The organism is Streptomyces fradiae ATCC 10745 = DSM 40063 (assembly GCF_008704425.1).
Lineage (GTDB): Bacteria > Actinomycetota > Actinomycetes > Streptomycetales > Streptomycetaceae > Streptomyces > Streptomyces fradiae.
Genome location: NZ_CP023696.1, coordinates 5,573,166 through 5,595,642 on the forward strand (window position 1 = coordinate 5,573,166; position 22,477 = coordinate 5,595,642).

The following is a 22,477-nucleotide window of genomic DNA, read 5'->3' on the forward strand; positions in this document are numbered from 1 at the left end:
GTCGTCCAAGGCTCAACCAATTCGCCGTGACGCGCGTAACTACCTTGTCTTGCAAGCAGTTTGACGAATCGTCAAAAAGAACCACCATGGTCACGGAACGAACTCATTCCCTCTGGCCGCGAATGTCGGGATTCTCCTCTGGCAGGCTTCCGCGCACCGTCCTCTGACCAAGGACCAAGGAAAGGTGCAACGAACGTGCCCGGACGTCGAAGAATGCAGAAGACGCCCCGTCGAAAGCCCCGCCGCCTCATACTCGCGACCGCCGCGGCAGCCGTGCTGGCCACGGCCGGCACGGTGGCCTACCAGGGGATGTACGCGGCCGACGCCCCGTCAGCGGTGGCGAGCGGCCCCCGGACGGCGGTCGTCCCCGCGGCGGCGGCGCCCAGCGCGGCGCCCGAACCGGCGGCCTCGCCGGCCCGCGACGAGAAGACCGAGCCCATCACCGAGGTGCCCAAGAGCGACCCCCGCAAGGGCATGGTCTACAAGGGCCTCAAGCCGGCCCCGGAGAACGACTCCTGCGAGGGGGTCTACCGCACCGACAGCGGCCACTGCACGCACGGCCCCGACGCCCCGCCGCCCGGCGTCGACATCAAGAAGGACACCCCGCCGGCCGTGAAGGCCGCTGTCCCCGCCGAGGACCCCGCCACCGCTCCGCGCGAAGCGGGCGGCGCCCCGAGCGCCCCGGCCTCCGCGCCCGCGCTCGACGCCGCCGCGGCGGCCAAGGGCGGCGGGAGCACCGCCGAACCGCCCGCCGCGGCCACACCCGCCCGCACCGGCGGCACCGGCGGCACGGCGGCGAGCGGACCCGCCGGGCAGACCGTGCAGTGCGAGGGCGACGGCACCACCGGCAACCGCGTGCAGGTCGTCTACGTCCACGCCCCCGGCCAGGACCGGTACGCCCAGTACCTGCCGTCCTTCCGCAAGTGGGCCGCCGACGCCGACCTCATCTACTCCGAGAGCGCCCGCGACACCGGCGGCGTCCGCCACATCCGGTACGTCACGGCGGCCGACTGCACGCCCACCGTGCTCAACATCGAGGTCCCGGCCTCCGCGCTCGCCGAGTTCAGCGCCACCAACCGCGCCCTCGCCGCCAAGGGCCTCGACCGTCGCGACCGCAAGTACATGATCTTCGCGGACGCCCAGGTCTACTGCGGCATCGGCACCTTCGCGGGCGACGAGCGCCCCACCCAGAACAACCTGAGCAACTTCGGCCCCTCATACGGCCGTACGGACTCCGGCTGCTGGGGCGGCCACACCGCCGCCCACGAACTGGGCCACAACCTCGGCGCGGTGAACAACAGCGCCCCCAACACCAGCCGGGGCGCCCACTGCACCGACGAGTGGGACGTCATGTGCTACTCGGACAGCCCCTACTACCCGCAGATGCGCACCGTCTGCGGCGACCGGAACCACGAGAACCGGCTCGACTGCAACAACGACGACTACTTCCACACCAACCCCAGGCCCGGCAGCTACCTGGCCACGCACTGGAACATCGCCGACAACCAGTTCCTGATGCGCCAGAAGGGCAACGGCACCGGACCGAACCCCGACCCGACCCCCACCCCCACCCCCACCCCGACCCCGACGCCGAGCCCCACGGGCGGCACCGGGACCCCGACGGGCCCCGACGTCACCGTCGGCCAGATCGCCCGGGACTCCGCCGTCGCGACCTGGCGCGCCGTCCCCGGCGCCGCCTGGTACCAGGTCCACCTCAACGGCAGGCCCGCGGGCTGGGTCAACTCCCCCAGCGCCCGCCTCTACAACCTGACCCCGGACACCGCCTACACGGTCGCCGTCTCCGTCCGCGACACGTCCGGCCGCGACGGCCGCCCCGGCCGCGCCACCTCGTTCCGCACCGCGGGACAGAGCGGCGACGGCACGAACCCGGCGCCCGGCACCCGGTACGTGCTCGCCAACGGCGCCACCGGCAACGCCGCCGAGGTGTGGGGCGGCCGGACCGCCGACGGCACCGTCCTCGTCGGCTCGCAGCGCAACGGCTACGCGCAGCAGCAGTGGTACCTCGACGACGCGGGCAGCGGCAAGGTCCGCATCCGCTCCGCCGTGTCCGGCAAGTGCCTCCAGCCGGGCGGCACCCCGTCCGCCGGCATGTGGGTCGCCCAGCAGCGGTGCTCCGGCGCGGCGAACCAGCAGTGGCGCGTCAGCCGCGCCGGCGGCGGCGTCACGGTCACCGCGGGCGACAGCCGCTACGTCCTGGGCGTCAGCAACCGCCCGTACTACGGCTCCTGGCTGATCGAGCTCCAGCACCCGTCGGGCGGCGCCGCCCAGGTCTGGACGGTCCAGCAGCCGTGACCCGCACCCACCGCGCCCTGCGCGCCACCGCCCTGGCCGCCGCCGCCGGACCCGCCCTGTGGCTCGCCGTACCGGGCGCCGCCCACGCCCACGGCGGCGGCCTGGAGGTGCGCATCACCGGCCAGTCGTTCGGGCACCTCGCGGCGACCGTCACCTGGGCGGGTGACGGCGACCCGGTGGACGAGCGGGTCGCCGCGACGGTCAACGCCGTCAGCGCCGACGGGCGCACCGCCCTCGGTCCGTGGCGGCTGGTCCGCGCGGACGGCACGGCGACCGGCTACACCACCGCCGAGGCGCTGCCGCCCGGCCGCTGGAAGGTCACCGTCGAAGTGGGCCACCCGGGCCTGGGCCGCGCCCAGGCGCAGGTCACGGTGGAACCGGGCACCCCGGCGTCCAGCCCGCCGGCGGGCCCCTCCGGGTCCCCGGCGGGACCGCCCACCGCCGCCGCGCCCACCACGGGCACGGCGGCCCCGGGCACGGCGGCGCCCACCGCGCCCGCCTCCGCCCCGGGGGCCGCGGAGCCGGACGGGGCAGCCGCCGGCGCGGGCCCGTCCGGCGGCAAGGCGGGCGGACCGGCCCTCAGCGGGTCGGGCCCGAGCGGCTCGGAGTCCGCGGGAGCGGTCGCCGCCGCCGGAGGCATCGCGGCCGCCGCCGTCGCGGCCGGCGGGGCCTGGTACGCCCTGGCACGGCGACGGCGCGCCCGCGACGCGGCGGGCGGCGGTACGCCGAGCGGCTGATCCCGCCCCACACCCCCCACACCCCCACACCCCCCCACACCCCCCACACCCCCCACGCCCCCACACACCCCCCACAGCGCCCCGGAACCCCACACTCCGGGGCGCACCCCTGTGCGCGGGCCCACAGGCGTGGCTCCGCACCCTCACCGCCGGGGCGCCGCCCCGCACGCTCAGACGAAGTTCAGCTCCGCCTGCCGCACCAGCGGGTCCTCCAGCATCGACCACAGCGGCACGGCGTAGTTGCCGAAGCCGTACCGCCCTCCGAAGTGGAGCCCGAGGACGCGGTGGTCGCCCAGGTCGAGGACGGGGGAGCCGCTGTTGCCGCCCAGCGTCGAGCAGTCGTGCGTCAGCACGTTCCGCTCGGGCAGCAGCTGATTGGCCGTGCCCGGCTGGAGGCGCTTCACGTTGTAGATGTCCATGAAGATCCGGCGCATCGACTCGGGCTCGTTGCGCCGCCCGTCCCACGCCGGGTGCCCCACCACGTACACGGGGTGCCCCGGCAGGTCGGCGGGGGCGTCCGCCGCCACGGCCAGCGGCGACGGCAGCGGCCGCCCGCCCGGCGCGGGCGCGACCCGCAGCAGCGCCAGGTCGGCGTCCCGGTGGACACCGACGACCTCCGTCACCGTGTACGCCGGCCCGCCCGCGCCCGGCAGGGCGCCGTACTCGCGGGTGAGGTCCAGGGCCGCGCCGAGCCCCGGCCGGAACGTCCACCGCGCCGAGCCGTCGTCCCGGCCGAACTCGACCGCCACGTGCCGGTTGGTCATCACCACGTCGGCGCCGACCAGGAAGGCCGTGCCCACCCAGTCGAGGCTGACGTGCCCCGAGACCTCGACCCGGCCGACGCGTGCCAGGGTGTCGCGGATCGCGGCGCGCCGGTCGTTCAGCACGGCCCAGTCGCCCTCCTGCGGCGGGAAGTCGCCGTCCTGCACCAGGATCGCGGGCCGCCCCTCCAGCAGGACGATCGCCTCCATGCCGAACGACTCGTCGTCCGCGATCTCGTCGTCGCGGCCCGCCGCCAGCTTCTCCATGCCGCGCGCCCCCGCCTCCAGCACGCGCGCCCGCTCCTGCTCGGCGAACCGGGCGATCTCCTCACCCGGCGCCTCCTCGGCGGGCGGCAGGTGATCCGACTCGGGGATCTCCCGCGTCAGTCCTTCGCGCACCCGGTCGGCGACGCCCCGCAGATCGGTGAAGATCTCCTCGGGGCCGGCCGCGACCGGCGACCTGTTCCTGCTGGTCATGAGCCTCTCCTCTCGCATGGTGCGCGCACCGGGCGGATCCGCCGCCGAACGCGGTCACCGGACGGAACCTCCGACCGGGCCCCGCACCGGGTCCCCGTACCGGGCCGGCGTACCGGCCCGGCGCGCCGGGCCGTCAGACGGGCGCCCCGGAGGCCGCCGCGTCGCGCTGGGCGGCCTCGATCTCCGCGCGCACGTGCGGCGTGCGGACGGCGAGGTCCGCCATGACGGCGCCGATCTGCGTACCGACGTTCACGAACGCCGTTCCGCGCCCCTGGAACGAGACGTTCTCCACGCGCCGCGTCCCCCGGTGCAGCGCCACCACGCACCAGTCGTCGTCGAGGACGGGCGACCCCGACGAACCGCCGCGCGTGTCCGTGAAGTAGCGCAGGTCCCGGTCGTCCGCCTCGAACACCAGGTTGTTGCGCAGGGCCACCCGCTTCGGGGCGCCCCCCGGATGCTGGATGATGTTGACGGCCACCACGTCGCCCGGCGCGACCAGCAGGGCGCGCGCGGCCACGGGAAGCACCGGCCGGGCGGAGGGCTCCGCGAGCCGCAGCACCGCGTAGTCCAGCTCCGCGTCGGCGGCGGCGAGGTCCCGTACGGGGGCCTCCTCCGTCCCGGTGTCGTCGCTCTCGTAGTCGAACCGCGCCCGCGTCGCCCGCGCCTGGAGCACCAGGTCGTCCGGGGCGGCCAGGGGGCGCCTGCCGCCGGCGCCGGTACGGGCGTTGACCACGTGGTGGTTGGTGACCAGCAGCTCCGGGGTGATCAGCCAGCCGGTGCCGGCGTGGGGGTGGCCGTTGGGCCGCAGCGGCTGACCGCCCTCGAAGGGCGGCACCTTCAACCGCGCGACGGCCGCGCCGGCCGCGTCGCCGCCCCGCAGGAACGTGAACGGCACGGTGTCGTCCCGGTGGACGATCTCCTCCTTGATCTCCGGCACCGCCCGGCCGGCCATCACGTCCGGCTCGCCGCCCGCGTCCCGCGCCACGTCGTCCAGGGCCCGCTGGAGCACGGCCATCGGCGCGGCGGCCGTCGTGTGCGCGACGGCGTTGCGCAGCCAGATCTCCAGCGGTACCGACCCGTCGACCAGCCGCTCGACCCGGTTCATCTCCACCAGGTCCGACTGCACCTGCAGACCGGGCGCGGCCAGCAGCGGCAGCGTCGCCCGGTACCGGGGCAGGACGCCGTCGAAGAGCAGCGGCCGTACCGCGGGGTCGGCGAGCCCCGCGTCCAGGGCGGCGTCCCGCACGGCGAGGACGTCCTCCCGCGCCAGATAGCCCGTCACACCGCCGTTCCCGTCCGTCCGGTACGTCACCGCGGTCCACCGCCTTCCCGGTCGCCGCCTTCCCGGTCGCCGCGCAGCGCGGCCGCGACGCTCGCCGCGATCTCGCCGCTTTCGTCGCGGAGCACCAGCAGCCGCCGCACGAGCGCGTCGAGCCCGCCCCGGTCCCGTACCAGCCGCAGGATGTCCGCCACGTCCGACGGCGGCGGCGCGGGCGCGGCCGGCACACCCGCAGGCTCCGCACCCGCCGCCGAGGCGCCGCCGCCCCACGCCGTACCGCCCGGCACATCACCGGCCGAGGCGCCGCCCGCCGCCGTACCGCCCGCCACATCACCGGCCGAGGCACTGCCGCCCCCCGCCGCCGCTCCGCCCACCAGGGACGCGCCCGCACGCGCCGGGGCCTCGTGGACGCCGGCCGCCGAGCGCAGGAGGTCCATCAGCGGGCGCAGCAGCAGCGGATCGGCCCTGGCCGCCCGCCGCAGGCCCGCGGCCAGCCGCTCCAGCACCTCGTCACCCTCGGGCAGCCCCACCAGGTCCAGCGCGTGGTCCAGCGCCCGCGCGTCGAGCGTGTACACCTGCGAGGCCGCGGCCCGCACCAGCGACGGCTGGTCGGCCAGCACCGCGTCCGGGACCTGCCGCAGCCGCCGCGCCAGGCGGGTGTCGGCGTCCCGGTCCGGTGCGGCGCCCGCCGACGCGAGCCGCGCCCTCGCCAGCAGGGTGCCCATCGCCTCCAGGTCCTGGCCCAGGCCGATCGCCACGTCCTCCGCGAGCCGCAGGTCCCGGTACGCGCTGTCCGTGTCGCCGTCCTGCTCCGCGAGCCGCGCCGCCAGCAGCAGCAACTCCAGCTGCCGCTCCCCGCAGCCCGCCTCCCGCGCGCCGTCCACGGCGTCGGACGCCGCCCGCCGCGCCTCGCCGGTGCGGCCCGCCCGGTCCAGGGCCTCCGCCAGCAGCACGTGCAGGGGGCTGCACGGCGTCCACGGGCGCCGCTCGGCCAGCCGCGCCAGCGCCTCGCCGGTCAGCCCCTGCGCCAGCAGGTCCTCCACCTCATGGGCGGCGATCCGCTCCCAGTCCTCCTGCTCGGCCTCCGCCATCACCAGCTCCGACGCCCCGCCCCGCCGCCGGTGCGCGCTCAGCAGCGCCGCCGCGCGCGGGCCCATCTCGTCCTGGGCACCCGCCAGCAGCCGCTCCACACCCGGCAGCCACCGCTCCTCCACGGTGCGCGGGTGCTCGCCCCGCCGCAGCCGGTGGTAGATCTCCTCGGCGCGGGCCTGGAGCCCCTCGCGCGCCGCGTAGAACTCCACGGCCCGCCGCTCCACCTCCCGCGTCGGCGAGCGCGGGTCGCCCTCCGCGAGCCGCAGCATGATCGCCCGTACGTCCGCCCGCACCCGCACCGCCTCGGGACCGGCCGGTTCCACGAGGTCGAGCCGCGACAGCCGGCCGAACAGCGACCGCGCCTCCCGCGGCCCCGGCACGGCGACCCCGCACGGCTCGGCGAGCACCTCGCGGACGACGTCCGGCGTGATCAGCCGCAGCACCAGCCCGGCCTGGGCGAGGCGCCGCACGTCCTGGTCGGGGATGTGCTGGAGGATCCGCTCGTACAGGATGCCCTGGACGAGGAGCTGGTCGACGCGGCGGAAGAAGTCCCGGCGGCGTGCCGGCAGACTGCCGATCAGCTCCCGCAGGCCCGCCGTGTCCGCCCCGGCCAGCAGCGCCGCCCGCGCCGCCAGCCGCAGGCTCAGCGGGTGCCCGCCGACGCGGTCGGCGAGCGTGCGGGCCACCTCCGGGTCCGCCACTCCGGACGCCCGCAGCAGCGCCACGGCGGCCTCCTGGTCCAGGTCGCGCAGCTCGACCTCCACCGCCCGCGCCCGCTGTGCGGGGTGCCCGACCGGCGAGCGCCCCGACACGATCGCCCGCACCCGCGGGTACGTCCGCGACAGCGCCGCGAACACGGCCCACATCCGGCCCAGCGCGGGCGAGCCCCGGTACTGGGCCTCCTCGAACGAGTCGACCACCATCACGAACGGCGCGCCCTCGGGCGCCGCCCTGCACAGCACCTCTCCGACCTGCCCGGACAGCGCGCTCTCGCGCTCGCTCGCGTCCGTCAGGAACCGCAGCGACGACCTGCGCCCGAGGTTCGCGCGGGTGGTGGCGAGCCGGTTGAGCTCCACCACCCGTTCCTCCTCGGCCCGCTGGGCGCGCGCCTCCTCCAGGCAGGCCGCCGCCAGGGCGTCCAGCTCCGCGCCGAACGCCGGGTACTGCACGCCCAGCTGGCGGGCGACCTCCGCGATCAGCGTCACCGGCTCGTACACGGACAGCGTGGGCCGCTCGAAGTCGATGTACGCGAAGGGGAACGGGAACGCCCGCGCCCCGCCGCCCTCGTCCCCCGCCAGGCCCCCGGCCCCACCCGGCCCCGGCTCCCGCAGGCTGTCCAGCAGGAAGGTGGCGAGGAGCGTGCTCTTGCCCATTCCGCCCGGCCCGTGCACCACCAGCGGCGAGGGCACGGACGGAGGGGCGCCCGGCGGCGGCCCGGGAGCGTCGACGTGGTCGCGCAGCGCCGCCAGTTCCGCCTCGCGGCCCACGAAGGGCACGCGGACCAGGCGCTCCAACGGCGTGAGGAGCCGGGCCCGCTCCAGTTCGGCGCGGACGGCGCCGGCGTCCGGGAGGCCGGTCACCCCCGGCACCGACGACAGCCACAGCACGGCCTGGAGGACGTCCGACAGCTCGTCGGGTCCCGCGTCCGCCGTGCGGTACGGCTCGCCGCGCAGCACCGCGAGGCACACCCGCTCGGGCCCCGGTTCCTCCGGCGCGGCGCCCACGTTGGCCTCCAGCGCCCGCAGCGCCGCCTCCGGCCCCGGCAGGGAGCGCAGCGCGGCCTCGCGGACCTCCGGCTTGAGCGTCCACTCGGTGCGGTCCGCCGGACCGGTCGCCGCGCAGTCGGCCGCCAGCTCCATGACCGCCCGCCCGGTCGGCTCCGCCTCGCCGGGCAGGCGCAGCCGGCGCGGGTCGAACGAGGTCAGCAGGCAGGCCGCCCGGCGGTAGCCGCCGCGGGCGTCCGGCACGGCCGGGGGAGGCCCGCCCGGGGGCCGCAGCTCGTGCCGCAACCGGTCCCGGAACAGCCGGCACAGGTCCGCGGCGGTCGTCTCAGTGGAGGGCACGGTAGACACGGACCGCTCCCTCCACGGCGGTACCGAGCCGCCGCATGTAGCTCTCCTCGCCCCCGCCTCCGGCCACCACCCCGTCAGGCCCCCCGACCCCACCGACCCCACCGGCCCCACGGGGTCCGCCGGGCGGGGCCGCGAACGCCCCACCGGTGCCCCCGGCCCCGCCCGGCGACCCACCGCCCCCGTCACCCCCACCGCTCCCGGTGCCGTCCGCACCGTCCGCCGCGGCGGCGAGCACCTCCTCCACCGCCACGTCGACCAGCCCGGCGAGGGCCGCCTCGCGCTCCTCCGCCGGCAGCGCGGCCACCGGCGGCGGGGGCCGCTCGCGCACGTACCGGTCGAAGAAGGCGCGCACGTCGTCCGGTCCGGCGGTGCGGGCCCGGTCCCGGCACAGGCTGTGCCGCAGCTCGTACGGGAGCTGCCGCATCGCCTCGCCGTACCCGAGGAGCACCAGGCGCGGCGCCTGGGCGCGGCGTACGGGCGCGTGCTCGTACAGGGCGAGGGCGAGCTGGCCGATCAGGTCCCACACGTCGGAGCCCGGATCGAGCCGGTCGCAGTCGTCCAGCACGAACCAGAACAGGTCGTCGGCGCCGGTCGCCTGGAGCACCACCCAGTGCACCGCCTCGTCCAGCGCGGGCAGCGGGTCGTCGAGGTCGGTCGGCACGGGCGGCACGACGCCCGCGCGCGGGTCGGAGACGAACGCCGCGAGGCGCCGCACGACCTTGGTGGCCGTCATGGTCGGCCCCAGCAGGACCCGCGCGGGCCGGAACCCCTCGTGCTGCGAGAGGTGCCGGATGAAGGCGTACGTGTACGAGCGGCCGCTGTGCGGCTCGCCGTCCACGAGCAGCACCGACTTGTCGCTGTCGGCGACGAAGGCGCGCAGCGTCTCGCGCAGGTCCTCCCGGTCGAGGAAGACCTCCGCGCCGCGCAGCAGGTGCGTGCGGAAGACGTCCTGCGCGGCGTGCGCCTCGGCGTCCCGCTCCAGCTGGGCCAGGTACTCCTCGGCGTCCCGGACGTACGGGAGGGTCGCCAGCCGGTCGTCGAGGACGAGCGCGCGCAGCAGCCGCACCTGGGCGTCGATGGACCGGCGGGACGCCTGGACGAGGACGCGCGCGTTCTGGGAGCTGACGGCGGTCAGCGGCAGCCCGCCGACGAAGTCCGGCGGAAAGCCCGCGTGGCGCAGCCGCGCGTACGGGTCGGTGGAGTCCAGCAGGTATTCGCGGACCCACTCGGTGACCTTGTCCCACTCCGGGGTCTCCAGCGGCATGGAGCACCTGCCCGGTCGTCGCCGTCGTGCCGGTCGCCCTCCCGGTCGCGCCGAGCCCCCCTTCGGCCCTCTCCCGTCATCCTCACACCGGGCGCGGGCTCATGCAATCCGGCCCAGCACGCGGTGCACGGGGCCCCGCACCAGGGGGTCGCGGAGGTAGTCGGCGGCCCCGTGGTGGTGCGCGCTCGCGTTCCTGACCAGCACGTCCGTGACGCGTCCCGGCGGGGCGAAGTCGGGGCGCAGGGTGTGGTCGAGGGCGACGAGGTCGCGCGCGTCGGACGCGTTGAGCCACAGCGCCGTACCGGACGGCACGGCGGGGGGCGCGGCGAGGCAGCCCTGCACCTCGGCGGAACCGAGCGGCGAGCCGATCGTCACGAACAGGTCGACCGGCTGCCCCCGCTCGGCCAGCACCTCGTACGCGGCGACGCTGCCCGGTCCGTGGCCGACGACGACGAGCGGCCCGCCGCCGTCGGCCGCCCGGCCGGCCTCGGCGGCGTCCAGCGCGTCCGCCACCGCCTGCCGCACGGCCGGTCCCGCGCCGCCCAGGAAGTACGCGTGGACGTCCTGGTAGACGCGCCGCACCAGGTTCCGGAAGAGCGCGGTCCGGCCGGGCCGGGCGAGGGACGGGGCGCTGGGCAGCGGCTCGGCGCCCGGCCCCGGACGGGGCTCCTCGGCCAGTGCGAGGGCCTCGGCGAGGTAGGCCATGTCGCGCAGCCACCCGTCCAGCGCCCCTCCGCCGGCCCGGCCCGGCGCCCGGCCCTCCGCCGTGCCCGCCGCTTCGCCGCCCGTCCCGCCCGATGCGGCCCTGTCCGGTGCCGTTCCGCTTGAGGCGGCCCTGTCGGGTGCCGGCCCGTCCGACGCGGCGCTGTCCGGTGTCGTCCCGCCCGGCGTCGTCCCGTCCGGCCGGCCGGCGCGGCCCCGCGCGGCCTCCGCGGCTTCCGCGGCGACACGGGCGACGAACCGGGCGGGGTCCTCCAGCGGCGGGGGGAACGACTCCGCGTTCTCCCCGCCCACCGCCCCGGCATCCCTCGTGCCCGCCGCCCCGCCCGCCGCCCCGGCCTCCGCCCGGGCGGCCGCGCCCGGCCGCCCCTCCATCGGGTCCGGCTCCCGGTCCGGCAGCGGCTCCGGGTGGAGGAGCGGCGCCCAGTACGCCAGATGCGACGTGCCGTTCGCGTCGCGCCCGAGCAGCGCCCGGTCCCATTCGGCCCTGAGAAGGTCGGCACGCGGCTTCGGGCCGCAGCCGTGGACGTACACGATCCGGGGACGCATCGGGCCTCCGTGGCTCGGGCTCGGTCAGAGGTGCAGGAGGGTCTCGTCCGGCGCTTCGAGGCGGCGCCAGCGGGCCTCCGGGTCGCGGGCGGCCGGCATCAGGTCGGCCGCGGGCAGCGGCCCGAGGTCCAGGCCGGTCAGCAGCGCCACGTCGTCCACCGGCACCTGGTACGTGCGGAACGCCCCGAGCGGCGGCGGCGCCCCCGGCACGGCACCGGCCAGCGCCCGGTCGGCGTCACGCGTCAGATCGGGGCTCTGGTCCAGGACGTACGCGGTCGCCGCGAGCGCCCCCTCGTGGACGAACGCGACGACCTTCCAGAACCGCAGCGGCACCTGGATGCCCCGGTACGGCGGGTCCGCGTCGTGCAGCACCGGCCCGGTGAGCACGGTCAGGCGCCGCTCGTGGCGGGCCGCGTGGTCGAGGAGGTGGTTCTCCAGGCCCTGCCAGACCTGCTTGCCCTGGTTGAACACGTCGGCCTGCGGGGCGGCGTTCGTGTAGTGGAACGTGTCGGAGTCCGCGCGGACGGCCACGGCCGACACGCCCCACACGGGGTCGAGGCGGCGCACGAGGTGGCCCCGGTCCAGCGAGTTGTCCCGGTACACCTCCGGTCCGGCCTGCCACTCCTCCGCGACGCGCGGGTCGTACCGCCACCGGTCGGAGCGCGGTACGTCCGTCAGCAGCCGCGCCCCGTCGACGCAGACGGCGGTGGCGGCGGCGAGCCGCCGGTCGGGGCGCAGGACCACGCTGAAGTGGGTGTACGGCAGCACGACCGTCTCGACACGGGGCTGGGACAGGCGCGGCAGGGGTACGGCGGGGCCGAGGAAACCGGCGTCGTAGCCGTCCCGGTCGGTCAGCGACCCGCCGCCCGGACCCTCCGAATCATCGGAAGAAATCATGATCCGACTGATACCGCGCGACGGTGTGGCCCCAACGGCACCGCCTCCCACGCCACCCCATCAGCGCAGACCGCAGCCGGCCGGCCGCGACCGGCGCGGAACGCCTCCCGGCCGCGCCGGCGGGCCCGTTCAGGCGGATTCCGGCGCCGGGCCGGGCGGTGGGGGAGCGGACGAGGAAGGGATCGGGCGGAGATCCCTCCCCGTCCCGACCCCACCCCGCCAGGAGACCCATGGGCGCCACCGGCCTTTCCCTGCACATCGGACTGAACACGGTCGACCCGGACCGCTACGACGGCTGGAACGGGCACCTCGTCGCCTGCGAGAACGACGCCCGCGACCTCTCCGTCCTCGCCTCCGACGCCGGCTACTCCGGCACGGTGCTGCTCACGGAGGAGGCGACCGTCGACGGCGTGACCGCCGCCCTGCGCGCCGCCGCGGCGCGCCTGCGCGACGGCGACGCCTTCCTCCTCACGTACTCGGGGCACGGCGGCCAGGTCCCGGACGAGACCGAGGGCGGCGACGAGCCCGACGCACTGGACGAGACCCTGGTCCTGTACGACCGGCAGTTCCTGGACGACGAGCTCAACCGCGAACTGGCGCGGTTCGCCGAGGGCGTGCGCGTCCTCGTGCTGCTCGACTGCTGCCACAGCGGCACCGGCATCGAGGTCCGGGACCTGCTCACCCCGCACGCACTGCGCGAGCAGTTCGGCACGGAGGACCGGGAGCAGATCGAGACCGTCTCGCGCCTGATGCCGGTCGCCCGGCAGGGCGCCATCTACCGGCGGGACAGGGACTTCTTCCAGGAGCTCCAGCGGGAACTGCGCGCCGACGGCCGCCGCGCCGACGCGCTGCTGATCTCGGCGTGCCAGGACAACCAGCTCGCGGCGGACGGCCGGGTGAACGGCCTGTTCACCGGCACCCTGCTGAGGGTCTGGGACAAGGGCGCGTTCAGCGGCGGGCACCGGGCCTTCCACCGCGCGATCGTCAGCCGCATGCCCGCCACGCAGAGCCCCAACCTCCACCTGTCGGGCCACCCCGCGCCGTCCTTCCTCGCCCAGCGCCCCTTCACGGTCTGATCCCCGGCCCCCGGACGGCCCCGGACGGCCCCGGACGGCTTCGAACCGCCGGGAACGCACCGGGCGCGGCGCGGCAGGAGACGGCCCCGGCCGCTCCTGTGTCCCCGGCACCCCGGGCGCGCCCGGTCCCACGGCCGCCCCGCCCCTACAGCTGTCCGGCCGCCCCGCTTCGCCGGGCCGGAGGGGACGTCGGCGCGCACCGCGAAGGCTCAGCCGAACAGGGCGGGCACGCGGATCGTGTGGATCGGGCGGTCCCGCCAGGTCGCACCCCGGCCGGGGCGGGCGGGCCCGTGCGCGGGCAGCCGCGCCCCGGCGGGCACCTTCCCGCCCTCCTCGCCGTCCCGCCGGCGGCCCTCCCCGCCACCCCGCCCACCGGCCCCGGGCGCGCCGCCCTCCCGCCCGGCCCGGACGGGCGGCGGCGCGTCCCCGTTGTTCCGCGCACGCGCGCGGGCGCCGCCGCGGCCGCTCTTCCTGGAACCCTTCGACACCACGCCCACCTCCTCCTGACGGGCCGGGTCCGGCCGCGTCACGTCACCTCACGGCACGGGTGAGACCCGGTCCTCGTCCGGCCGGGGCGGAAGGCCCGGCATCACCGGGTACGGGAACGGGTACGACCGCTGCCCGCCCCCGCCGGGCGGGACCTCCAGACCGTGCCCGGCCAGGGCCGACACGACGTCGGCAGCGGTGAACAGCCCGGCCAGCACCCCGGCGTCACCGACCACCGGAAGGGCGTCGCAGCGGTTGGCGTCCATCACGTCCACCGCCCGGCCCACCGAGTCCTCGCGGTGCACCACCGCGCACCTGCGGTACCGCACCAGGTCGCGCGCGTGGCGCCGGGAGAGCGTCACGGCGGGCGCCGCACAGGCGACCGCCACCTCGGCCCGTTCCAGCAGCCCGGAGCACCGCCCGTCCGGCAGGACCACCGGCAGGTGCCGCGCGCCGGACCGCTCCAGCAGCTCCCACGCGACCAGCAGCGTCTCCCCGGCGGCGACGGTCACCAGCAAGGTCCGCATCACCTCCCGTACCGGCCGCTCCAGCACCGGTACGGCGCGCGGCCCGCCGGCCCGCCCCCCGGCCACCGGGTCCGGGGCACCCGCGTCCGGGCCGCCCGCGTCCAGGGCGCCGGCGTCCGGGGCATCAGGCACGCCCGAGCCCCTTGAGGCACCTGAGGCGTCCGAGGCACCCGGACCAGTGGAAGCGCGCGGTTCCTCCCCGCGCCCCGCGCCGCGACCGGCGTCCTGCTCGGCGCCCCGCGCCGGTGCGTGCTGCCCCATGACGGCCTCCCGGACGGTCGGCTCCGGTGCCTTCGGTACCGGACATCCCTCCCTTCCACTGTGGGCCCTCCTGCGGGCCGCGCAAGGGGATGGGACGCCCGTGCCGCCACGGACCGCTCAGCCCCCGCCCTCCGGCGGGGCCGAGTACGGGTCGTCCGGCGACGGCGACGGCGACGGCGACGGGGGCGGCGCGTGCCGGGCCAGCAGCCGGGTGACCTCCTCGTCGGAGGTCTGCGCGAAGTCGTCGTACCACTGCCCCACGGACCCGAACCACTCCGGCGACGACAGGCACACCACCTCGTCCGCCTCCCGGCGCAGCAGCGCCAGCGCCTCCGGCGGGGCGACCGGCACAGCCACCACCACCCTGGCCGCGCCCTGCGCCCGCGCGACCCGGCAGGCCGCCAGGGCGGTCGAGCCGGTCGCGATGCCGTCGTCCACGAGCAGGGCCGTACGCCCCCGCAGCGGCACCCCCGGCCGGTCGCGCCGGTAGCGCAGCGCGCGCTCCAGAAGCACCTCCCGCTCGGCCTCCTCCACCCGCGCCCGTGCCTCCGCGCCCACCCCGGCGGCGCGCACCACCGCGTCGTTGACGATGCGTACGCCGCCTTCGCCGATCGCCCCGAAACCGAGCTCGGGCCGGGACGGCACGCCCAGTTTGCGGACGACCAGCACGTCCAGCGGGGCGCCCAGCGCCGAGGCCACCTCGGCGGCGACGGGCACCCCGCCGCGCGGCAGCCCGAGCACGACGGGGTGGTCGCGGCGCAGCCCCCGCAGGGCCTCGGCGAGCTCCCGTCCGGCGGCGGCGCGATCCGTGAACCGCATGACTCCATCGTAGGAGCGCCGCCCGGAGGCTGCCTGTTCGTCCGGAAGTATCCTGGTGTGAGGCGCCTGTCCTGCCACCGTTCCGCCACCGAACCGCTCCGTGGCCGTTCAGCGGGAACCACCGCGTGCAACGATCGAAGCGGAGGACCAGATGGACATCCTCGTACTCGTCGGGCGCATCCTCTTCGCCCTTCCGTTCCTGGCCTTCGGCGCCAACCACCTGCTGAAGACCCCGTACATGGCCGGCTACGCGGAGAGCAAGGGACTGCCCGCGGCCAAGGCCACCACCATCCTCAGCGGCGTCCTGCTCGTCGTCGGCGGGCTCAGCGTCCTGCTCGGCGTCTGGGCCGACCTCGGACTGCTGCTGCTCCTCGTGTTCCTCATCCCGACGACGCTGGTGATGCACGCGTTCTGGAGGGAGAGCACGCCGGACGGCCGGCAGGCCGAGATGACCCAGTTCCTCAAGAACGTCGGCCTGACCGGCGCGGCCCTCGCCCTGCTCGCGTTCGTCTCGTTCACGGGCGACGAACTCGGACTGACCGTCACCGGACCCCTGTCCTCCATGGACTGACGGAAGGCCCGGCCCGCCGACCGGACCGGACGCCGCGGGAGCACTGCGGCGCCGGACCGTGTCGGAGTTGGGCCGAACGGGTGAGGGGCGCCAGGATGGGCGCATGAGTAGGTACGAGAGGTACGACGTCACCGACGAGCAGTGGGAGGGTCTGGCGCAGGTCGTCCCGCTGCGGGGGCGCGACGAGTGGCCGTCCAGGGTCGACCACGGCACGATCCCGCAGGACTCCGAGGCCGGGGCGCAGCGCCGCATGGTGGTGCTGCGCGTCCAGGTCTTCGCGGACGCGCGGGAGGTCGCCGAGTACCTCGTCGCGCAGATCCCCGTGCTGCTGGACCTGACCAGCGCCGAGGGCGACGTCGCCAAGAGGGTGCTGGACTTCAGCAGCGGCGTGGTCTTCGGGCTGGGCAGTTCGATGCACCGGGTCGACCGGAACGTGTTCCTCCTGACGCCCGCCGGTACGGAGGTCGAGGGCACCGCGGCTGCGGCCGTCCCGCACGCCTGAAGGCCCGCCCCCACCTGAAGGTCCGTTCCACCCGAAGGCCCCCGCCTGAAGGTCGCCCCGCCCGCAGGCGCCCGCCTGCCGTCCGGGCCGGCCGGCGGGCGGGGCGGCGGGTCGCGGGGACGGCGGGGCGGGGGCGCGGTCGAGGGACGCGGGGCGGTGGTGGTAGACCTGACGCCGTGACCGAACCGGACGTACAGGGACTGCAGCGCAGGCTGGCCGAGTTCGCCGCCTCGCGCGCATGGCAGCCGTACCACACCCCGAAGAACCTGGCGGCGGCGCTCAGCGTCGAGGCGGCCGAACTGCTGGAGATCTTCCAGTGGATGACGCCCGACGAGGCCGAGCGCGTCATGGACGATCCGGAGGCGGCGCACCGCGTGGCCGACGAGGTCGCCGACGTGCTCGCCTACCTCCTCCAGTTCTGCCGGGTGCTGGGGATCGACCCGCTCCAGGCGCTGTCCGCGAAGATCGACCGGAACGAGCGGCGCTTCCCCGTCGGACGCCCTCCGGGGCGGGCCGCACGCCCCGATCGTCACTCTGCGGAGTGATGGAGGTATCCACACTGAGATTCCTGTCCACAGATTTCCGAATTCCCCTGGTGTTTGGGCTCGGACGGCTTCACTCTGGGTAGTGAATCTGTGAGCGGACAGTCGTACGAAACGGGGGCGGCGGACATGGACGCGGAACGGCTCATCGCCATCAGCCGGAAGGATCTCGCGGAGAGCCGGGCGGTGCCGGAGGTCATGGCCTCCGCCTGGCGGGCGCAGTGCCTCGCCCAGGCGGTCGGGGACCACCTGGCGCTGTTCGGGCCGCAGGAGCTGCGGGGCGAGGCGCGCGGCCTCGGCGAGACGGGCGGGCGGGGCGTCGCGGGGGCCGGGCTCCCGGCGCGGCGGCCGGGCGGGGCGTCGGCCTCGCAGCTCTCCGAGGTCCTCGACCTGCGCGAGGCGCTGGAGGGGCTCGGCGGGCTGCTGGCCGAGGTGGGCATGGCCCTGGTCGGCGTGGCGTGCGGCACGGACGAGGAGAGCCTGTACTGGCAGTGCATCGAGGGGATCGACGCGGCCGACGAGGCGGGCGACCGGGTCCGGGTGATGCTGCGCCGGCTGCCGGAGCCGGACCGCGCGAGACCTCCCGAACGGGCCGCGGCGGCCGGCCCGGCGGACTCGGCGGCGGGCGCCTGAGGCACGGGGCCCGCGGGAGCACGGGGCCGGCCGGCGGCCGCGGGGGTCCCCGAGCCCGCCGCAGGCCGCCTGGGGTCGCGGTCCGGCCCGGCGCGCTGGCCGGTGCAGGATGGGGGCATGGATCTGCGCATCTTCACCGAACCGCAGCAGGGCGCCGACTACGACACCCTGCTGACCGTCGCCAAGGCCACCGAGGACCTGGGCTTCGACGCCTTCTTCCGCTCCGACCACTACCTCCACATGGGCTCCGTCAGCGGCCTGCCCGGCCCCACGGACGCCTGGATCACCCTGGCGGGCCTGGCCCGTGAGACCCGGCGCATCCGGCTGGGCACGCTGATGACGGCCGCGACGTTCCGACTGCCCGGCGTCCTCGCCATCCAGGTCGCCCAGGTCGACCAGATGTCCGGCGGCCGGGTCGAGCTGGGCCTGGGCGCCGCCTGGTTCGAGGCGGAGCACACGGCGTACGGGATCCCCTTCCCGAAGGAGAAGTTCGGCCGCCTGGAGGAGCAGCTCGACATCGTCACGGGCCTGTGGGCCACCGAGCCGGGCAAGACGTTCAGCTACGACGGCAGGTACTACCAGCTGGCCGACTCGCCGGCGCTGCCCAAGCCGGCGCAGCGGAAGGTGCCGGTCCTGATCGGCGGCCTGGGCGCGAAGCGGACACCGCGTCTGGCGGCGCGCCACGCGGACGAGTTCAACATCCCGTTCGCCTCGCTCGCCGACACGGAGGCGCAGTTCGGCCGGGTCCGCGAGGCGGCGCGGGAGGCTGGGCGGGACCCGGGCGACCTGGTGTACTCCAACGCCCTGGTGGCCTGTGTCGGCAAGGACGACGCGGAGGTGGCCCGCCGTGCGGCGGCCATCGGCCGGGAGGTGGACGAGCTGAAGGAGAACGGCCTGGCGGGCTCGCCCGCGGAGGTCGTCGACAAGATCGGCCGCTACGCCGAGCTGGGCAGCTCGCGCATCTACCTCCAGATCCTCGACCTGCACGACCTGGACCACCTGGAGCTGATCTCCTCCCAGGTCCAGTCCCAGCTGACCTGACCCGACGGGCTCCGCGAGGCGCACGGCGCCCCGCCCCGGCCCGGCCGGGCGCCCGGCCGCGCTGCGCCACCGGGCCCCGGCCGGCCTGGCCCGCCCCACCGGGCGCCGACATGCCGCACCGGGGCCTGCCACACCGGCGCCCGGCAGCCCGGCAGCCCGGTAGCCCGGCCGCCCCGGTGGACCGGGCAGCCCCGGCGGATCAGGCACGATCGCCCCGCCCCCCGCCCCCCGCCCCCCGCCCGCACCGCCCTTCCCGCCCGCGCGCCGAGACGGGCGGCGCGGCGCGAGCGCGCCTCGCACGGGGGCGCCCGCGGCAGGCCGCCCGGCTCCGCCCGTCGGACACCACCGCGCGACCCGCTCCGGGGACGGCCGCCGCCCGAGAGGCCCACGGCACGTCACATCCGGAGCGCACGCCCCGGCCGTGCGTCACCGGCCCGTGCCCGGAACACCGTGCGTCACCGGGCATGCCCGGCACGGCGGGGGGTACCACCCTCCCGTACGGCCCGTGTCGCGTGTGCGGCGGAAGAGCGAGGGGTGGCGCAAGTGATTCGAAAACTGCAGGCGGTGGCGCTGGACTGCGCGGACCCGGTACGGCTCGCCGGGTTCTACGCGGAACTGCTCGGCGGCCGGGTGGTCGAGGACCCCGACGACCCCGACTGGGTGGAGGTGCGGGGCTTCGAGGGGACACCCCTGGCCTGCCAGCGGGTCGAGGGCTACCAGCCGCCCGAGTGGCCCCGCCGGGACCGTCCGCAGCAGATGCACCTGGACTTCGACGTGGACGATCTCGACGGTGAGGAGAAGCGGGCCCTCGCCCTCGGCGCGACCGTCCTGGAGCGGACGGACCGGGTGCGCCCGGACGCGAACTGGCGGGTCTACGCGGACCCGGCCGGCCACCCGTTCTGCCTCTGCCTCCACTGAGCGGGCCGCGGCGCCCGAGCCGCCCACCGCCCCGGCCGGCCGCATAATCGATTGTCGCGGACCGGCCGGGTCGGATAGGAATCCCCCATGCTGACGGGTGACAAGATCGGGCTGCGGGCCCGGCACGCTGCCGATCTCCCGGTCCTGCGGACCGAACTCTTCAACGACGTGACGTACGCGGCGCGGGTGGAGACCGCGCCGTGGCGGCCCATCGGGCCCGACTCGAACGATCCGCGCCTCGTGGTGGACGACACCGACGAGGAGCGCGTCCGGTTCTCCGTGGTGGAGTCACGGGGCGGCACCCTGATCGGCAGCGCCAACCTGTGGGGCATCGACGCCCACAACCGATGCGCGCACATCGGGCTGGGGCTGCTGCCGTCCGCACGCGGCAAGGGCTACGGCACCGACGTGGTGGCGGTGCTGTGCCACTACGCCTTCGTCGTGCGCGGTCTGCGGCGGCTGCAGATCGAGACGCTGTCGGACAACACCGCCATGCTGCGCGCCGCGGAGCGCAACGGCTTCGTCCAAGAGGGCCTGCTGCGCTCCTCGGCCTGGGTGCTGGGCGAGTTCCTGGACGAGGTGGTGATGGGACTCCTCGCCCAGGACTGGAAGCCCGAGCCGCGAGGCTGACCGGCTCGGCCCCGGCGGCCCGCGCCGCCCCGGCGGACCGCGCCCCGGCGCGGCGCGCGCACCGGGCTACCCGACGCGGTCCAGGAACTCGATCACCCGGCGGGTGACGTCTGCCGCGGCCTGCTCGTCGTACGAGGGCAGGCCGCGGTCCGTGAACAGGTGCCTGTCGCCGGGGTAGAGGAACAGCTCGGCGTCCGCCGCCGCGTCGACGAGCGCGCGAGCCGCGTCCACATCGCCCTCCCCGGCGAAGAACGGGTCGGCGTCCATCCCGTGGACCTGTACCGGCACGCCGTCGGGCCAGGCACCGCCGAACTCGGCGACGGGGAGGCACGCCTCCACGAGCAGAGCGCCCCTCGCGCCGGGGCGGGTCTGGGCCAGCTTCTGCGCGGGCAGGACACCCAGCGAGAAACCGAGGTAGACGAGGTCGGCGGGCAGTTCCTCGGCGGCGGCGGTCCCCCGCTCGACGAGGGTGCCGAAGCCGATGCCCTCCGCGTGGGCGACGCCCTCCTCGAGACGGTCGAAGACCCGGCCCTCGAAGAGGTCCGGGACATGGACGGTGTGCCCGGCCCGCCGCAGCCGCTCGGCGAACGCGCGGACCCCGTCGGTCAGCCCGTGCCCGTGGTGGAACACCAGCACCTCGGCCATGTTGCTCTCCCCTCGTACCGCGGCACCCCGACGGCACCGCGACACGAGTATGACCCCCGCCACCGACACCCGCTGTCCGCATCGCCCGAAGCGGGTGCCGGGCCCCGATCCGGCCGGGACCGGGGCTACTTGGAGGGGCCGGCCGGTTGGCAGCGGTTGGTGGGCTGGGTGTTCTTCAGCCGTGCCTTCATCCAGGTGCCGAGGTCCTCGAGGCCGGCGATCGCGACGTCCACGTGGCCCACCCCGGGGTACCACTTCCAGTCGACGACGTCCTCCTTGGCGCACAGTTCGGCGATCAGCTGCCGCGTGCTGTCCGGGGTGACGACCACGTCGCTCTCACCCTGCATGACGAAGACCGGGCCGGACGACGTCCTCTGCGCCGGGTTCATGGCGTCCAGGAACTTCCTGACCGCCGGGTTCCTCGTCTCCCAGTCCGGGTTGACCGTCTTGGCCTCCTTCTCCGGGGCGAAGAGGGCGAAGTACGCGTCGATCTCGTCCAGGCAGAGGTTGTGCACGGCCGGCCGGGCCATCTCCTCGGCGAGGGCGGGGGAGAGGATGTCCTCGTACGCGATGTTCTCCGGGTCGTAGGTGTGGGCGCCGACGGCGATGTAGGCGAGCAGTCCGCGCATCCCGGTGAGGGACACGCCGCTCGCCTGCTGCTCCACCGCCTTCCGCAGCGTTGCGGGGAAGTGGGCGCCGGGCGCGAACGCCGCGGTGCCGAGGAAGCGCATGCCCTTCGCCTCGGCCGCCTGCTCGCCGGCGCCCAGGGCGGCCTGCCCGCCCTGGGAGATCCCGGCGGCGAACCACTTCGTGCCCACCGACTTCCGGTCGGCGTTGCGCGCCGCCAGGGCGGCGTGGGCGACGGAGCTGCCCTGCGCGTCCAGGTGGAGGTAGTCGTGGAGCTTCCCGTCGGGGCCGAGGCCGGGGTAGTCGGCGGCGACGACGGCGTAGCCCTCGCGCAGCCACTTCGTGAGGAAGGGGGTCATCCCGCCGAGGTTGGCGGACCGCGACGGCGCGCACGCGGGCCCCACCCCGGTCGTACCGTGGGCCCAGGAGATCACCGGCCAGCCGTCCTCGCCCTCGGGAGGCGTCTTCGGCAGTACGAGGAACCCCGTCGCCGCGACGGGCCTGCCGCGCTGGTCCTCGGTGCGGTACATGATGCGTTCCGCGCGGGACGCGGCGGAGCCCAGCAGGGACGAGGGGGGCGCCGGGACCTTCTGGGACCTCAGGATCTCCCCGGGCGCGGCCTTGGCGATGACGGACTGGTCGGGATAGGCGTAGAAGGCGTCCTCCGGTCCGTCGTACTGCGGGGCGGCCTGCGGCCTCCGCTCGGTCGCGGGGCGGATCCGGCGTCGCCGCCCGTACCGCAGCCGGCGGTGACCGCCGTCAAGGACAGCAGGCCGAGCACGGCTATCGCGTTCCTGCGCATCGGTCGCATCGGCAGGTACCTCACTCTCACAGGGCGCCCCGCCCGCGCGGACAGGAGGTGGCGCCGCGCCGGGCGAGGGAAACGTGGGGGGACGCGTCGAACCTAGGCACCGGACGGCCGCCCCGCCCCCCGGGGCGCTCATCCGGGTGACCGGCGTGCGCCCGCTCCCTCCGGAGCCCGTACCGGCCCCGCGGGCCCCACGTGCGGCGCGGGGCCCCACGTGCGGCGCGGGCGCC

20 protein-coding genes and 1 pseudogene are annotated in these 22,477 nt (G+C 76.2%); 10 read left to right on the top strand and 11 right to left on the bottom strand.

Going from position 1 to position 22,477, the window contains the following annotated elements:
* The first annotated feature begins 195 nt into the window (after positions 1 to 195).
* Positions 196 to 2,313, top strand: coding sequence for an RICIN domain-containing protein (locus CP974_RS24500; protein WP_223844408.1), 2,118 nt, complete (start codon positions 196 to 198; stop codon positions 2,311 to 2,313).
* On the top strand, positions 2,310 to 3,050 hold the full coding sequence (locus CP974_RS29765; protein WP_085921267.1) for a hypothetical protein: 741 nt from the start codon (positions 2,310 to 2,312) through the stop codon (positions 3,048 to 3,050). The genes CP974_RS24500 and CP974_RS29765 overlap by 4 nt, the downstream gene beginning before the upstream one ends.
* Before the next feature lie 170 nt (positions 3,051 to 3,220).
* Here CP974_RS29765 and CP974_RS24510 read toward each other — a convergent pair whose 3' ends face one another.
* The 6 genes from CP974_RS24510 to CP974_RS24535 all read right to left on the bottom strand — a co-directional run bounded on the left by CP974_RS24510 (position 3,221) and on the right by CP974_RS24535 (position 12,161).
* Positions 3,221 to 4,288: a trypsin-like serine peptidase gene (locus CP974_RS24510; RefSeq protein ID WP_031132500.1), complete on the bottom strand. Its 1,068-nt coding sequence runs from the start codon at positions 4,286 to 4,288 to the stop codon at positions 3,221 to 3,223.
* A 133-nt stretch (positions 4,289 to 4,421) separates the two neighbouring features.
* The gene (locus CP974_RS24515; RefSeq protein WP_223844407.1) at positions 4,422 to 5,600 is read right to left on the bottom strand and encodes a trypsin-like peptidase domain-containing protein; all 1,179 of its coding nucleotides are present in this window, start codon (positions 5,598 to 5,600) and stop codon (positions 4,422 to 4,424) included.
* Positions 5,597 to 8,731, bottom strand: coding sequence for an AAA family ATPase (locus CP974_RS30755; protein WP_051839531.1), 3,135 nt, complete (start codon positions 8,729 to 8,731; stop codon positions 5,597 to 5,599). The genes CP974_RS24515 and CP974_RS30755 overlap by 4 nt, the downstream gene beginning before the upstream one ends.
* Positions 8,709 to 9,995, bottom strand: a complete 1,287-nt coding sequence (locus CP974_RS29770; RefSeq protein WP_031132506.1) for a hypothetical protein — start codon at positions 9,993 to 9,995, stop codon at positions 8,709 to 8,711. Before CP974_RS29770 ends, CP974_RS30755 begins: the two co-directional genes overlap by 23 nt.
* A gap of 99 nt (positions 9,996 to 10,094) precedes the next feature.
* A complete protein-coding gene (locus tag CP974_RS29775) occupies positions 10,095 to 11,264 on the bottom strand; it encodes a hypothetical protein (protein WP_051839533.1) in 1,170 nt (389 codons plus the stop codon).
* A gap of 24 nt (positions 11,265 to 11,288) precedes the next feature.
* The gene (locus tag CP974_RS24535) at positions 11,289 to 12,161 is read right to left on the bottom strand and encodes a DNA/RNA non-specific endonuclease (RefSeq protein WP_051839535.1); all 873 of its coding nucleotides are present in this window, start codon (positions 12,159 to 12,161) and stop codon (positions 11,289 to 11,291) included.
* Between the two features lie 230 nt (positions 12,162 to 12,391).
* Between CP974_RS24535 and CP974_RS24540 the strand changes: the two genes are divergently transcribed.
* Positions 12,392 to 13,237: a caspase family protein gene (locus CP974_RS24540; protein WP_031132512.1), complete on the top strand. Its 846-nt coding sequence runs from the start codon at positions 12,392 to 12,394 to the stop codon at positions 13,235 to 13,237.
* 209 nt (positions 13,238 to 13,446) lie between these two features.
* Here the strand turns inward: CP974_RS24540 and CP974_RS24545 are convergent, their stop codons facing one another.
* The 3 genes and pseudogenes from CP974_RS24545 to CP974_RS24555 form a co-directional block, all read right to left on the bottom strand.
* Positions 13,447 to 13,728, bottom strand: a complete 282-nt coding sequence (locus tag CP974_RS24545) for a hypothetical protein (RefSeq protein WP_140160796.1) — start codon at positions 13,726 to 13,728, stop codon at positions 13,447 to 13,449.
* Between the two features lie 45 nt (positions 13,729 to 13,773).
* Positions 13,774 to 14,382: a CBS domain-containing protein gene (locus CP974_RS24550; protein ID WP_051839537.1), complete on the bottom strand. Its 609-nt coding sequence runs from the start codon at positions 14,380 to 14,382 to the stop codon at positions 13,774 to 13,776.
* Positions 14,383 to 14,706: 324 nt separating this feature from the next.
* Positions 14,707 to 15,330, bottom strand: a pseudogene (locus tag CP974_RS24555) (phosphoribosyltransferase); the annotation flags it as partial.
* Positions 15,331 to 15,481: 151 nt separating this feature from the next.
* Here CP974_RS24555 and CP974_RS24560 point away from each other — a divergent pair.
* The 7 genes from CP974_RS24560 to CP974_RS24590 all read left to right on the top strand — a co-directional run bounded on the left by CP974_RS24560 (position 15,482) and on the right by CP974_RS24590 (position 20,167).
* Positions 15,482 to 15,901 (top strand): DoxX family protein, encoded by a 420-nt coding sequence (locus tag CP974_RS24560; RefSeq protein ID WP_031132518.1) that lies wholly within the window; start codon positions 15,482 to 15,484, stop codon positions 15,899 to 15,901.
* Between the two features lie 103 nt (positions 15,902 to 16,004).
* Positions 16,005 to 16,403, top strand: a complete 399-nt coding sequence (locus CP974_RS24565; RefSeq protein ID WP_031132520.1) for a cell division protein SepF — start codon at positions 16,005 to 16,007, stop codon at positions 16,401 to 16,403.
* Between the two features lie 176 nt (positions 16,404 to 16,579).
* Complete coding sequence (locus tag CP974_RS24570; protein WP_031132522.1) at positions 16,580 to 16,948, top strand: nucleotide pyrophosphohydrolase; 369 nt, start codon at positions 16,580 to 16,582, stop codon at positions 16,946 to 16,948.
* A 126-nt stretch (positions 16,949 to 17,074) separates the two neighbouring features.
* Positions 17,075 to 17,578 (top strand): DUF6099 family protein, encoded by a 504-nt coding sequence (locus CP974_RS24575; RefSeq protein ID WP_031132524.1) that lies wholly within the window; start codon positions 17,075 to 17,077, stop codon positions 17,576 to 17,578.
* A gap of 117 nt (positions 17,579 to 17,695) precedes the next feature.
* A complete protein-coding gene (locus CP974_RS24580) occupies positions 17,696 to 18,619 on the top strand; it encodes an LLM class F420-dependent oxidoreductase (RefSeq protein ID WP_031132525.1) in 924 nt (307 codons plus the stop codon).
* Between the two features lie 543 nt (positions 18,620 to 19,162).
* Positions 19,163 to 19,537, top strand: a complete 375-nt coding sequence (locus tag CP974_RS24585; RefSeq protein ID WP_031130146.1) for a VOC family protein — start codon at positions 19,163 to 19,165, stop codon at positions 19,535 to 19,537.
* Positions 19,538 to 19,624: 87 nt separating this feature from the next.
* Complete coding sequence (locus CP974_RS24590) at positions 19,625 to 20,167, top strand: GNAT family N-acetyltransferase (RefSeq protein WP_031130145.1); 543 nt, start codon at positions 19,625 to 19,627, stop codon at positions 20,165 to 20,167.
* 66 nt (positions 20,168 to 20,233) lie between these two features.
* Here the strand turns inward: CP974_RS24590 and CP974_RS24595 are convergent, their stop codons facing one another.
* The gene (locus tag CP974_RS24595) at positions 20,234 to 20,812 is read right to left on the bottom strand and encodes a dienelactone hydrolase family protein (protein ID WP_031130144.1); all 579 of its coding nucleotides are present in this window, start codon (positions 20,810 to 20,812) and stop codon (positions 20,234 to 20,236) included.
* A gap of 125 nt (positions 20,813 to 20,937) precedes the next feature.
* Complete coding sequence (locus tag CP974_RS24600; protein ID WP_051839229.1) at positions 20,938 to 21,969, bottom strand: alpha/beta hydrolase family protein; 1,032 nt, start codon at positions 21,967 to 21,969, stop codon at positions 20,938 to 20,940.
* Between the last annotated feature and the right edge of the window lie 508 nt (positions 21,970 to 22,477).